The sequence below is a fragment of the Bacillus sp. FSL R5-0443 genome, assembly GCF_038608285.1.
Taxonomy (GTDB): domain Bacteria; phylum Bacillota; class Bacilli; order Bacillales; family Bacillaceae; genus Bacillus; species Bacillus velezensis.
On sequence record NZ_CP152013.1, the window covers coordinates 12,501 to 25,991 of the forward strand.

The window sequence follows — 13,491 nt, forward strand, 5'->3', positions numbered from 1 at the left end:
GAAGCAAGACCGGAAGGACTTGTGGAGCGCTTAGAAGTGAGAATGCCGGTATGAGTAGCGAAAGAGGGGTGAGAATCCCCTCCACCGAATGCCTAAGGTTTCCTGAGGAAGGCTCGTCCGCTCAGGGTTAGTCGGGACCTAAGCCGAGGCCGAAAGGCGTAGGCGATGGATAACAGGTTGATATTCCTGTACCACCTCCTCACCATTTGAGCAATGGGGGGACGCAGGAGGATAGGGTAAGCGCGGTATTGGATATCCGCGTCCAAGCAGTTAGGCTGGGAAATAGGCAAATCCGTTTCCCGTGAAGGCTGAGCTGTGATGGCGAGCGAATTATAGTAGCGAAGTTCCTGATTCCACACTGCCAAGAAAAGCCTCTAGCGAGGTGAGAGGTGCCCGTACCGCAAACCGACACAGGTAGGCGAGGAGAGAATCCTAAGGTGATCGAGAGAACTCTCGTTAAGGAACTCGGCAAAATGACCCCGTAACTTCGGGAGAAGGGGTGCTCTGTTAGGGTGCAAGCCCGAGAGAGCCGCAGTGAATAGGCCCAGGCGACTGTTTAGCAAAAACACAGGTCTCTGCGAAGCCGTAAGGCGAAGTATAGGGGCTGACGCCTGCCCGGTGCTGGAAGGTTAAGAGGAGCGCTTAGCGTAAGCGAAGGTGCGAATTGAAGCCCCAGTAAACGGCGGCCGTAACTATAACGGTCCTAAGGTAGCGAAATTCCTTGTCGGGTAAGTTCCGACCCGCACGAAAGGCGCAACGATCTGGGCACTGTCTCAACGAGAGACTCGGTGAAATTATAGTACCTGTGAAGATGCAGGTTACCCGCGACAGGACGGAAAGACCCCGTGGAGCTTTACTGCAGCCTGATATTGAATGTTGGTACAGCTTGTACAGGATAGGTAGGAGCCTTGGAAACCGGAGCGCCAGCTTCGGTGGAGGCATCGGTGGGATACTACCCTGGCTGTATTGACCTTCTAACCCGCCGCCCTTATCGGGCGGGGAGACAGTGTCAGGTGGGCAGTTTGACTGGGGCGGTCGCCTCCTAAAAGGTAACGGAGGCGCCCAAAGGTTCCCTCAGAATGGTTGGAAATCATTCGCAGAGTGTAAAGGCACAAGGGAGCTTGACTGCGAGACCTACAAGTCGAGCAGGGACGAAAGTCGGGCTTAGTGATCCGGTGGTTCCGCATGGAAGGGCCATCGCTCAACGGATAAAAGCTACCCCGGGGATAACAGGCTTATCTCCCCCAAGAGTCCACATCGACGGGGAGGTTTGGCACCTCGATGTCGGCTCATCGCATCCTGGGGCTGTAGTCGGTCCCAAGGGTTGGGCTGTTCGCCCATTAAAGCGGTACGCGAGCTGGGTTCAGAACGTCGTGAGACAGTTCGGTCCCTATCCGTCGCGGGCGCAGGAAATTTGAGAGGAGCTGTCCTTAGTACGAGAGGACCGGGATGGACGCACCGCTGGTGTACCAGTTGTTCTGCCAAGGGCATCGCTGGGTAGCTATGTGCGGACGGGATAAGTGCTGAAAGCATCTAAGCATGAAGCCCCCCTCAAGATGAGATTTCCCATTCCGCAAGGAAGTAAGATCCCTGAAAGATGATCAGGTTGATAGGTCTGAGGTGGAAGTGTGGCGACACATGGAGCTGACAGATACTAATCGATCGAGGACTTAACCAATTTGAATGTATGCTTACTGTTATCTAGTTTTGAGAGAACACTCTCAATGGTTTGGTGGCGATAGCGAAGAGGTCACACCCGTTCCCATGCCGAACACGGAAGTTAAGCTCTTCAGCGCCGATGGTAGTCGGGGGTTTCCCCCTGTGAGAGTAGGACGCCGCCAAGCTATCATTACGGTAAAGGCAGCTCATCATGAGCTGCCTTTTTTGTTTATAAGTATTGCTTTAGAAAATTAGAAACGTAATACGGAAATTTTCGTTCCGTGACCTCTAAGAACCGGCGGATCATCACATAATCATCACTGACATGCTGTGTCAGCAGTTCATACCACCACTCCGTTTCATATCTCGCAATCATCCCGATATTGTAGAGGACCAAATAATGAATAATCATTTCCGGAAGATGGAGGAAGTGATCACGCTGAGAGGGAATATAATATTGATTTTTCTCCAAGTGAAACAATAAATTTGGCGAAGACCAAGGTTCTCTGTCTATCGGGTCAGCCTCAAAAACCAAGTGGTTATGGTCTTTCCTCAGAAAAGACCACTTCAAATGATGGCTGATATATTCAGCAAAGCGGGAATCAGACATATTGTAATGAATTACCGCATGCTCAGGCACTGAAATAAGGTCATCTTTGAGCTCTACTCGGGTCAGCCAATTCTTTTTCTCTTGGAAGTAAAAGACAGTATGCAATTCAGGTATGGCTGTCAGCAATTTCTTCATTGTGTACCGTTCTTCCTCAAGACCAGCTATCCCGAATAAGTGCTTCATTACATGAATACATAAGCCATTGCGCTGCACCTTCACTTCATCATCCCTAAAGGAGTAATTTTGCTTTTTGCGTTTCCGGGCAGTCACGCCATGCGCGAGTACTGAGGCATGGCTTGGATAGCTTGGATCTGTGGTCAGAAGACAGGCTTTCAGCAATTGTGACATCCCATAAAACAACAGAATAGGCTTAATTTCTAAAGGGGAAAGAGATGCCTGCTTATAAAAGGACTCGGCGTGTTTGATAAAGAATATGAAGCGCTCACTGTTCTTAAACGCATATCGTTTTGGTTCTTCCATGCCGCTTTCTGTATAGATTTTATTTAGAAATTTCTGGGAAGATTCTACGGAATAAAATAATGATAACTCTTTCCACTCATGATCTCTCATATGTATTTTTAAACCCTTTCCTTTATCTAAATATTTCAACTCTTTTTCGCTTCCTTGACATGCTGTTTTCTAGTTGATAATCTACATATAATATTTTGCCGAAAAGAGGGGGATTTACTAATGTGGGAAAGTAAATTTTCAAAAGAAGGCTTAACGTTCGATGATGTACTGCTCGTACCGGCTCAATCAGACGTACTTCCGCGTGATGTGGATTTATCTGTTGAACTGACAAAGACGTTAAAGCTTAACATTCCTGTCATCAGTGCGGGAATGGATACAGTAACAGAATCAGCTATGGCGATTGCGATGGCCAGACAGGGCGGCTTGGGCATTATCCATAAAAACATGTCCATCGAACAGCAGGCTGAACATGTTGACAAAGTCAAACGTTCTGAACGGGGCGTTATTACAAATCCCTTCTTTTTAACACCTGATCATCAAGTATTCGATGCGGAGCATTTGATGGGGAAATACAGAATTTCCGGTGTTCCGATCGTAGATAATAAAGACGATCAAAAGCTTGTCGGTATCATTACAAACCGTGATCTTCGCTTTATCTCTGATTATTCAATGAAAATCAGTGATGTCATGACAAAAGAAGAGCTGGTTACGGCTTCTGTGGGAACCACATTAGACGAAGCAGAAAAAATCTTACAGAAACATAAAATTGAAAAACTTCCGTTAGTGGATGACCAAAACAAATTAAAAGGTCTTATCACGATCAAAGATATTGAAAAGGTTATCGAATTCCCGAATTCATCTAAAGATGAACATGGACGCCTTATTGTCGGCGCTGCGGTAGGCGTGACAGGCGATACAATGACACGCGTCAGCAAGCTTGTTGAAGCGAATGTCGACGTTATCGTGGTTGATACGGCTCACGGACATTCCAGAGGCGTACTGAACACAGTCGCGAAAATCCGTGAAACATATCCTGAACTGAACATTATCGCAGGAAATGTTGCAACGGCTGAAGCGACAAAAGCTCTGATTGAAGCCGGAGCAAATATTGTCAAAGTGGGAATCGGACCTGGTTCAATCTGTACGACACGCGTCGTTGCAGGTGTAGGCGTACCGCAGATCACTGCCATTTATGATTGTGCCACTGAAGCGAGAAAACACGGCGCGACAATTATCGCAGACGGCGGTATTAAATTCTCCGGAGATATTACGAAAGCGTTGGCTTCAGGCGGACATGCCGTAATGCTCGGAAGCCTGCTTGCCGGTACTTCAGAAAGCCCGGGAGAGACTGAAATCTATCAAGGCAGAAGATTTAAAGTGTATCGGGGTATGGGTTCTGTCGCTGCCATGGAAAAAGGCAGTAAAGACCGATATTTCCAAGAAGAAAATAAGAAATTCGTCCCTGAAGGTATCGAAGGACGGACTCCGTACAAAGGTCCTGTAGAAGAAACAGTGTATCAGCTTGTCGGCGGTCTTCGTTCAGGTATGGGATATTGCGGTTCAAAAGACTTGCGCGCTTTAAGAGAAGAGGCTCAATTCATCCGCATGACAGGTGCCGGACTTCGCGAAAGTCATCCGCATGATGTCCAAATTACGAAAGAATCACCAAACTACACAATCTCATAATTGTTACAAATAAAAAACATTTGACAGGGTCGCTGACTCTGTCTATTTTTTTTATATCGAGTGTGATAAAATTTATACTGTTGTGTTTTGAATTTGAATATGTCCTTAACGGCTTAATTATAGATTTAAAATGAATGACGGAGGTCGTAAGATTGAACATCACGAAATGGAAACAGCTGTTGGTGTCATTAGTGGTACTGGCACTGGCCGCAACTTGCTTTGTTCCAATGTCTAAAGCGGAGGCAGCCGGCAATGACCCGATTGATGTCAACGCATCAGCTGCGATAATGATTGAGGCTTCATCGGGAAAAATTTTATACAGTAAAAATGCAGACAAAAGACTGCCGATTGCCAGCATGACAAAAATGATGACTGAATATCTGCTTCTGGAAGCCATTAAAGAAGGAAAAGTGAAATGGGATCAAACGTATACTCCTGATGATTATGTCTATGAAATTTCTCAAGACAACAGTTTATCAAACGTCCCCCTTCGAAAAGACGGCAAATACACGGTTAAAGAACTGTATCAGGCTATGGCGATTTACTCTGCCAACGGAGCCGCGATTGCAGTTGCCGAAATTCTTGCCGGAACTGAAACGAAATTTGTCGCTGAAATGAATGCGAAAGCCAAAGAATTAGGCATGACAAACTATGATTTTAAAAATGCCACAGGGCTTGTGAATGAAGACCTTCACGGCAAGCAGCCGCAAGGAGAAGGCGTTAAAGAAGAGAGTGAAGTTTCTGCTAAAGACATGGCGCTTCTTGCAGACCGCCTGATCACTGATTATCCGGAAGTTCTCAAAACAACAAGCATCGCTAAAACGAAATTCAGAGCCGGCACTGATGATGAAATGGACATGCCGAACTGGAACTTCATGTTAAAAGGTCTTGTTTCTGAATACCCTGGCGTTGACGGCTTAAAAACGGGTTCTACTGATTCTGCGGGATCTTGTTTTACAAGCACAGCACAGCGGAACGGAATGCGGGTCATCACGGTTGTATTAGACGCAAAAGGCAACCTGCATACCGGACGTTTTGATGAAACGAAAAAAATGCTCGATTACGCATTTAACAGCAATTTCTCCATGAAAGATCTTTACCCTGAAGGCTCTCAAGTAAAAGGGCACAAAACGATTGACGTTGAAAAAGGGAAAGACAAGCAAGTCGATATTGTTACTGACAAGGCGCTTTCTATTCCTGTGAAAAGCGGGGATGAAAAGAACTATAAAGCCGAAGTGACTTTAGATAAAAAAGAAATCACGGCTCCTGTGAAAAAGGGAACGAAAGTCGGAACGCTGACAGTTACATACAAAGGCAGTGACAAAGACTATGGCTTCCTCAAATCCAAAGAGTTCAGCGTGAATCTTGTAACGAAAAATGATGTAGATAAAGCAAACTGGTTTGTTCAGATGATGCGCGGCATCGGCGGATTCTTCTCCGGAATCTGGAACAGCGCCGTTGACACGGTAACAGGCTGGTTTTAAGAAATAAGAAAGAGCTCTGATGAAAGTTAGGGCTCTTTTGCTTAATATACTGAAAAAACCAAATTATTAGTAAAAAAAAGATATCTATCTTATTCATCTCGCTGTAAAATAAGAATACCCATATGAAATATTGTATTTCTGGGATACAATAAGAGATAGAAATTATCTAACTATACATTGACTAGGGGGACCAAATAATGGCTCAAACAGGTACTGATCGTGTAAAACGCGGCATGGCGGAAATGCAAAAAGGCGGCGTCATCATGGACGTTGTAAATGCTGAACAAGCGAAGATTGCGGAAGAGGCGGGAGCTGTTGCCGTAATGGCGTTAGAACGCGTTCCGGCTGATATTCGCGCTGCCGGCGGTGTTGCCCGCATGGCTGATCCGACAATCGTTGAAGAAGTAATGAATGCTGTATCCATTCCCGTAATGGCAAAAGCGCGTATCGGACATATCGTTGAAGCGCGTGTCCTTGAAGCAATGGGAGTAGATTACATCGATGAAAGTGAAGTTCTGACTCCGGCTGACGAAGAATTTCATTTAAATAAAAACGAATATACAGTCCCGTTCGTATGCGGCTGCCGTGATCTCGGCGAAGCAACGCGCCGTATCGCCGAAGGAGCTTCCATGCTTCGTACAAAAGGCGAACCGGGAACAGGAAACATTGTGGAAGCTGTCCGCCATATGAGAAAAGTAAACGCGCAAGTGCGCAAAGTTGTTGCGATGAGCGATGACGAGCTGATGACTGAAGCTAAAAACCTCGGCGCTCCTTATGAACTGCTTCTTCAAATCAAGCGTGACGGCAAACTGCCTGTAGTGAACTTTGCTGCCGGCGGAGTAGCGACGCCTGCTGACGCGGCATTGATGATGCAGCTTGGCGCTGACGGCGTATTTGTCGGTTCAGGTATTTTCAAATCAGACAACCCTGCTAAATTCGCCAAAGCAATTGTTGAAGCAACGACTCATTACACAGACTACAAACTGATCGCTGAGCTTTCTAAAGAATTAGGCACAGCAATGAAAGGAATCGAAATCTCAAATCTATTGCCGGAACAGCGTATGCAAGAACGCGGCTGGTAAAACCATAGGAGAGCTGGAAGCATGTTAACAATTGGTGTACTTGGACTTCAAGGAGCAGTAAGAGAACATATTCGTTCAATTGAAGCATGTGGTTCAAAAGGTGTCGTCATTAAGCGTCCTGAACAGCTGAATGACATCGACGGCTTAATCCTGCCGGGCGGGGAAAGCACGACGATGCGACGTTTAATGGATACGTATCATTTTATGGAGCCGCTTCGCGAGTTTGCCGCCCAAGGCAAGCCGATGTTCGGCACATGCGCCGGTCTGATTATTTTAGCCAAAGAGATAGCAGGAACGGATAACGCTCATCTAGGGCTGTTGAACGTTGTCGTCGAGCGTAATTCCTTTGGCCGTCAGGTCGACAGCTTTGAAGCTGATCTGACGATTAAAGGCCTTGATGAGCCGTTTACGGGTGTATTTATTCGCGCGCCGCATATTTTAGAAGCCGGAGAAGATGTTGAAGTGCTTTGTGAGCATAACGGACGCATCGTGGCTGCAAAGCAGGGGAATTTCCTCGGCTGCTCGTTCCATCCTGAACTGACGGATGATCACCGGGTGACAGAGCTGTTTGTGAAGATGGCGGAAAAGCATAAGCAGGAAACAGCTGTATAAAACAGTTGAAAACCGCTGATACTTATAGTACATTATAAACACAAATAAAGATCGAAAAGCGTTGACAGGAAGCAGTAGGAAGCCTCTCTTTCAAAGAGAGCCGATGGGTGGTGCGAATCGGTGAAAGATGCTGTCCGAATCCGTCCTTGAGCGAAATGCTGAAACCAAGTAGGCATTTACGGGAAAACCGTTATGTGTTAAAGCGGGAAGCAAGTGTGAGCTTGTTTTCAATCAGGGTGGCAACGCGAGAGCTCTCGTCCCTTTTAGGGGATGAGGGCTCTTTTTTATTTTCGATAAAAACAGATAGGAGTTGTTAGACATGATTGATACGAAGGTGCTGAGAGCCAATTTTCAAGAGGTGAAAGCGAAGCTCATTCCAAAAGGCGAAGACTTATCTGACTTTGACAAGTTTGAAGAGCTGGACGAAAAGAGAAGAGAGCTTATCGGTAAAGTAGAAGAACTGAAGGGAAAACGCAATGAAGTATCTCAGCAGGTCGCCGTTTTGAAACGGGAGAAAAAAGACGCTGATCATATTATTAAAGAGATGCGCGAAGTGGGCGAAGAAATTAAGAAGCTTGATGAAGAGCTTCGTACTGTCGAAACGACGCTCGAAACCATCCTTCTGTCTATTCCGAACATCCCGCACGATTCAGTGCCCGTCGGGGAAACGGAAGATGATAACATTGAAATCCGCAAGTGGGGAGAGGCGCCGGCATTTTCATATGAGCCGAAACCGCATTGGGATATCGCAGACCATTTAAACATTCTTGATTTCGAACGCGCTTCAAAAGTAACAGGCAGCCGGTTTGTGTTTTATAAAGGATTAGGCGCCCGCCTCGAACGCGCGCTCTACAACTTTATGCTGGATCTTCACGTTGATGAATATGATTACACGGAAGTCATTCCTCCTTATATGGTAAACCGTACGAGCATGACAGGCACGGGACAGCTTCCTAAATTTGAAGAGGATGCTTTTAAAATCAGAGAAGAGGATTATTTCTTAATTCCGACGGCGGAAGTGCCGATTACAAATATGCACCGCGATGAAATCTTATCCGGTGAAAACCTGCCGATCAATTATGCCGCATTCAGCGCTTGCTTCCGTTCAGAAGCGGGATCTGCCGGCCGTGATACACGCGGTTTGATCCGCCAGCATCAGTTCAACAAGGTTGAGCTTGTGAAATTCGTGAAGCCGGAAGATTCTTATGAGGAGCTTGAAAAACTGACGAATCAAGCTGAGCGGGTGCTTCAGCTGCTTGAACTGCCGTATCGTGTCATGAGCATGTGTACCGGTGATCTCGGCTTTACAGCCGCGAAAAAGTACGATATTGAGGTATGGATTCCAAGCCAAGACACATACCGTGAAATTTCTTCTTGCAGTAACTTTGAGGCCTTCCAGGCGAGACGCGCAAACATTCGATTCAGACGCGAAGCGAAAGGCAAGCCGGAGCATGTGCATACATTAAACGGTTCAGGTCTTGCAGTCGGCAGAACAGTAGCTGCCATCTTAGAAAACTATCAGCAGGAAGACGGAAGTGTCATCATTCCGAAAGTGCTTCGTCCTTATATGGGAAATAAAGAAGTCATCAAACCGTAAAAGGTGCGCCCTAGAGGCGCGCCTTTTTTGCTGCCCGGTATAGAGCGGCGGCATTCCGGGCTGTGCTTTCAAGGTTAAAACGGCCGGATGCTAAGGCGTCTTCAAGACTTACAGCGCCGGGCACGATAGAAAATACAGCCGTTATTCCTGCGCTGTAAACATGCTCGAAATTTTTGCCTAAGGAACCCGCCAATGCGATAACGGGAATTTCTTGAGCAGATGCGCGTGCGGCGATCCCGGCGGGGGTTTTGCCGAATATCGTTTGTCCGTCAATCTGCCCCTCTCCGGTAATGACAAGGTCAGCGCCTCTTATCTGATCTGAGAAGGACAGTGTATCTAATACAACGTCAATCCCGCTTTGAAGTTCTGCCTGTAAGAAAGCGATCAGTCCGGCGCCGAGTCCCCCTGCGGCGCCCGCACCTTTTACGGTATCCGCTTCGATATCGTGCTGACGTCTCAATACGTCAGCGAAATGGCGTAAGTTGCGATCCAATACAACTTTAGTCTTCTCGGATGCCCCTTTTTGCGGGCCGAAGACATATGAAGCGCCGTTTTCACCAGTCAGAGGATTTTCGACATCACATGCGGCACGGATACGGATATGTTTCAGTTCAGGAGAGAGACCGCTTATATCAATAGAAGCTAGGGTGTGCAGAGCGCCTCCGCCGTCAGGTATCTCCTGACCTTCCTCATTTAAGAAACGCACACCGAGCGCGCTCGCCATTCCTGTTCCGCCGTCATTGGTTGCGCTCCCGCCAAGCCCGATGATGATCTCGCCCGCCCCGCGGGAAGCTGCATCTGCTATCAGTTCACCCGTTCCTCTTGTCGTTGTGATCAACGGATCTCTGAGATGGCGGGGAACGAGATGAAGTCCCGATGCTTCCGCCATTTCAATGACTGCCGTGCGTCCGTCTCCCAGAAGTCCATATGCGGCGTTTACCGGCGTTCCCAGCGGACCGGTCACAGTTTTTTTGATGATGCTTCCGCCAGTGGCATCCGTCAAAGCCTGAACGGTTCCTTCTCCGCCGTCGGCCGCGGGTATCTTGATATATTCCGCGTCAGGGAGGACCGCTTTGAATCCTTTTTCTATGCTGTCAGCGGCTTCTTTTGATGTCATGCTTTCTTTGAAAGAATCCGGTGCAATAATGATTTTCATTATGTTCTCCACCTTTATGAGCAGGTTATCTGTTTGAATCTATTCTTGATTTTTACTGTGTTTTCCTGCCCGTATGGCATACTGAGGTTGAATTGGACGCAAGACTTTTGTATGATAGTAAAGCTGACGGACAAGCCGTTTAAGAAATGAAATAAAAAATATGAAAAAGCGCTTGACTGAAATTTAGGTCATGTGTTATATTATTAAATGTCGATACGGAGGAATACCCAAGTCTGGCTGAAGGGATCGGTCTTGAAAACCGACAGGGGTGTCAAAGCCCGCGGGGGTTCGAATCCCTCTTCCTCCGCCATATTGATTTTAAACCTAATGAAACTCGAGCATATATTGGAGATTGTTTTGTCCGCTGCATGTGATGCAGCGGATTTTTTATATGCAAAAAAAGCGATTTTCTCTGTCCGGGGAAAATCGCTTTGCTGTTTTTATTTATTTCTGTTTTCGTTGATCACGTGACTGATTTTTTCGATCAAAGGTTCCAGTGACTGTTCATCAGCTTCAAGGTCATAATCTTCAATGCGCACTTTCAGCACAGGGCAGGCGTTAAAACCGCTGATCCAGTCTTCGTACCGTGTATACATCTCTTCCCAATAAGAGCGGTTTGTCTGCAGCTCCATCTCGCGGCCCCGCTTTTCAATCCGGTTTATAATGTTTTCAAGGTCGCCTTCTAAATAGATCAAAACATCAGGATGGGGGAAGTACGGCGTCATGACCATCGCCTCAAATAGACTTGTGTATGTTGTGTAATCTGTCAGCGACATGGTTCCTTTATCGGCATGCATTTTTGCGAATATGCCTGTATCTTCATAAATCGAACGGTCCTGCACGAATCCGCCGCCTGATTCAAACATGTTTTTCTGCTCTTTGAACCGCTCAGCCAGAAAATAAATTTGTAAATGGAAGCTCCAGCGTTCAAAATCATGATAAAACTTCTCTAAATAAGGGTTTTCATCCACTTCTTCGAGTGAGGTATGAAACCCGAGCCGTTTTGCTAAAGCTTTGGTCAAAGTCGATTTTCCGACTCCTACCGTTCCCGCTACTGTGATAATGGCGTTGTTTGGAATATGAATGTCTTTCATTTAATAAGCTCCTTTACCTGACGGGCAATTCTTTCATAGTCTGTCTTATTCAAAACAAAGTCTTCAGTATCACCGTCAATGGTCAGTACAGATATATCCGGGTCTTCTTCCTGAAGCTGTCTGATGGCTGTGTCGTAATCTGTAATGAGACGTTCCAGATATTGATGTTCGATATTTTTCTCAAACGGGCGTCCGCGTTTTTCAATGCGTTGAAGCAATGTCGGCAGGCTTGCCTTTATGTATACAATGATATTCGGTTTCGGCAGGTCGTGAGTGAGCAGATGATAAATCTGCTTATATTTCTCAAGCTTTTGGCCGTGCAATGTACGCTCTGCGAAAATAACATTTTTATAAATATGATAATCGGACAATACGGGCTGTCCTTGTTTTAAATAATCTCGATCGGTGTCCTCAAGCTGTTTATACCTGTGACATAGAAAAAACATTTCAAGCTGGAAACTCCACTCCTCGATATTGTCATAAAACTTATCGAGATAAGGGTTGTCTTCCACAATCTCATTAATCATAGGAAAACCGAGCTCTTCAGAAAGCATCGTAGCGAGTGTCGTTTTTCCTGCCCCGATAGGACCTTCTACCGCGATAAAAGGGGCTCTGTTCATTGAAAATCCTCCTTAATTCTGCAAACATCCGTCAGCTGCCGGCCTTTATATTGTATCACACTCTCAGAAAAGCCCATGAAAAAAGACGCTTCCAATTAACGAAACGTCTCTTTTACAATATGAAATTGATCGTTGAGCAAAAGCCAGTTTTGCGGGAAAGAAAGGCCGAGTTTCCAATAGCTGATTCCTCTTAAATGAAGTTCTTTAATTAAATTGAATTTCGCTTGAATGGATCGTGCGTCTTCAAACCATACTTCATGCCGTCTCTGATTTTCATCCGTGTATCGGAAGAATGGAGCCTGGGCGGTTTCGTCATATTGAATGTCGACTTTATAGCGTGCTGCCAGAGCGATTGCCTGCTGAGGACTGACGGCTTTGGCTGTCGTTCCCTGTTTAAAAGGCAGTGTCCAATCATAGCCGTACATATTTTGGCCCATGACGATTTTTGAAGAAGGCATTTCCGTCAGCGCGTACTCAATGACATTTCTTACAGGGCCGATAGGTGATACGGCCTGAGCCGGGCCTCCGCTGTACCCCCACTCATATGTCATGATCACGACAAAATCGACGATTTCTCCATGTGCCCTATAGTCATGTGCTTCGTACCATTTGCCGGCCTGAGTCGCGCTCGTTTTCGGAGCAAGCGCCGTTGAAATCTTCCAGCCTTCCCGATGAAAAATCGTCCTCGCTTCACGTAAAAAACGATTGTAGGCTTCTCTGTCCTGTGGACGTAAATATTCGAAATCAAAGTGAATATCGCGAAAGCCGTACTTTTTAGCCGTGGAGACGATTTCCTGAAAGAGTTTTGTTTTCACTGTATTGTCATTCAAGATGAGCCGCCCGAGTTCATCGCTGAATGCGTCATTTTCAAGGTTGGTGATGATCATCATCAGTGTGGTGTTGTGCCTGTCACTGATGCTTTTTAAATTGGTCAGAGGCGGTTCCTTTAAAGTCCCGTTCCGCTGCACTTGAAAACTGAATGCGCCGAGGTATGTTAAATAAGGAGAGGCCTCCCTTGCCGCCTGTTGGAGATTAGCGCTTACGCTCGTTCCCCGCGGTTCTATATATGCATTTGATTCGATATCGGGCTTATTCGCCTGCTGCGGAATGTAAAGGCGGGTTCCGGCTCTCAATGTGGTGCTTGGCTGAATTCCGTTCACCCTCGCAAGCTCCGCGGCCGATATATGAAAACGGCCGGCGATTGCAGCGAGAGTATCACCTTGTTTCACTTCGTAATATTGACCCTCAATCGGGATGACAAGGGTTTGTCCGACAACCAATGTATTTGGATTAGGCAGTTTATTTGCTTCCGCAATGACATTTGCGGCAGTCCGGTAGCGCGCCGCAATAGCGGAAAGCGTGTCGCCCCGTTTCACTATATAGATCTGAATGAAAAACGCCTCCTTTCATATCCGCTATC

Annotated in this window: 10 protein-coding genes, 1 tRNA gene, 2 rRNA genes and 1 other annotated feature (1 of these 14 cut by a window edge); of the genes, 8 read left to right on the forward strand and 5 right to left on the reverse strand. The window is 46.4% G+C overall.

Translation table 11 applies throughout. The features are described 5' to 3' along the window. Nucleotides 1-1,678, forward strand: a 23S ribosomal RNA gene (locus tag NYE28_RS00055); it begins 1,252 nt to the left of the window's first position. 50 nt (nucleotides 1,679-1,728) lie between these two features. Then, nucleotides 1,729-1,844: ribosomal RNA gene (rrf, locus tag NYE28_RS00060) — 5S ribosomal RNA — on the forward strand. A 44-nt stretch (nucleotides 1,845-1,888) separates the two neighbouring features. Here the strand turns inward: rrf and NYE28_RS00065 are convergent. Next, entirely contained in the window at nucleotides 1,889-2,839 is a 951-nt protein-coding gene (locus tag NYE28_RS00065) for a YaaC family protein (protein WP_069007427.1), read from the reverse strand. A 120-nt stretch (nucleotides 2,840-2,959) separates the two neighbouring features. On the opposite strand from NYE28_RS00065, the gene guaB reads away from it, so the two are divergent. From guaB to serS, 5 genes are all read left to right on the forward strand, one after another. Then, on the forward strand, nucleotides 2,960-4,426 hold the full coding sequence (gene guaB, locus NYE28_RS00070) for an IMP dehydrogenase (RefSeq protein ID WP_007408741.1): 1,467 nt from the start codon (nucleotides 2,960-2,962) through the stop codon (nucleotides 4,424-4,426). Between the two features lie 152 nt (nucleotides 4,427-4,578). Continuing rightward, nucleotides 4,579-5,910 (forward strand): D-alanyl-D-alanine carboxypeptidase, encoded by a 1,332-nt coding sequence (gene dacA / locus NYE28_RS00075; protein WP_015239011.1) that lies wholly within the window; start codon nucleotides 4,579-4,581, stop codon nucleotides 5,908-5,910. A gap of 197 nt (nucleotides 5,911-6,107) precedes the next feature. Beyond that, nucleotides 6,108-6,992, forward strand: a complete 885-nt coding sequence (gene pdxS, locus NYE28_RS00080) for a pyridoxal 5'-phosphate synthase lyase subunit PdxS (protein WP_003150714.1) — start codon at nucleotides 6,108-6,110, stop codon at nucleotides 6,990-6,992. A gap of 21 nt (nucleotides 6,993-7,013) precedes the next feature. Continuing rightward, nucleotides 7,014-7,604, forward strand: coding sequence for a pyridoxal 5'-phosphate synthase glutaminase subunit PdxT (gene pdxT / locus NYE28_RS00085; RefSeq protein WP_007615126.1), 591 nt, complete (start codon nucleotides 7,014-7,016; stop codon nucleotides 7,602-7,604). 52 nt (nucleotides 7,605-7,656) lie between these two features. Continuing rightward, nucleotides 7,657-7,869 (forward strand) — a binding site (T-box leader). A 54-nt stretch (nucleotides 7,870-7,923) separates the two neighbouring features. Beyond that, nucleotides 7,924-9,201 (forward strand): serine--tRNA ligase, encoded by a 1,278-nt coding sequence (gene serS / locus NYE28_RS00090; RefSeq protein WP_007408744.1) that lies wholly within the window; start codon nucleotides 7,924-7,926, stop codon nucleotides 9,199-9,201. A 10-nt stretch (nucleotides 9,202-9,211) separates the two neighbouring features. Here the strand turns inward: serS and NYE28_RS00095 are convergent, their stop codons facing one another. Beyond that, a complete protein-coding gene (locus NYE28_RS00095; RefSeq protein ID WP_220007658.1) occupies nucleotides 9,212-10,357 on the reverse strand; it encodes a glycerate kinase in 1,146 nt (381 codons plus the stop codon). Nucleotides 10,358-10,574: 217 nt separating this feature from the next. On the opposite strand from NYE28_RS00095, the gene NYE28_RS00100 reads away from it, so the two are divergent. Then, nucleotides 10,575-10,667, forward strand: a tRNA-Ser gene (locus NYE28_RS00100). Between the two features lie 130 nt (nucleotides 10,668-10,797). On the opposite strand, the gene dck is transcribed toward NYE28_RS00100, so the two are convergent. From dck to NYE28_RS00115, 3 genes are all read right to left on the reverse strand, one after another. After that, nucleotides 10,798-11,451: a deoxyadenosine/deoxycytidine kinase gene (dck, locus tag NYE28_RS00105; RefSeq protein ID WP_007615132.1), complete on the reverse strand. Its 654-nt coding sequence runs from the start codon at nucleotides 11,449-11,451 to the stop codon at nucleotides 10,798-10,800. Continuing rightward, on the reverse strand, nucleotides 11,448-12,071 hold the full coding sequence (dgk, locus tag NYE28_RS00110; protein WP_011996159.1) for a deoxyguanosine kinase: 624 nt from the start codon (nucleotides 12,069-12,071) through the stop codon (nucleotides 11,448-11,450). The genes dck and dgk overlap by 4 nt, the downstream gene beginning before the upstream one ends. 95 nt (nucleotides 12,072-12,166) lie before the next feature. Beyond that, on the reverse strand, nucleotides 12,167-13,450 hold the full coding sequence (locus tag NYE28_RS00115; protein WP_151298032.1) for a glycoside hydrolase family 18 protein: 1,284 nt from the start codon (nucleotides 13,448-13,450) through the stop codon (nucleotides 12,167-12,169). Nucleotides 13,451-13,491 lie beyond the last annotated feature (41 nt).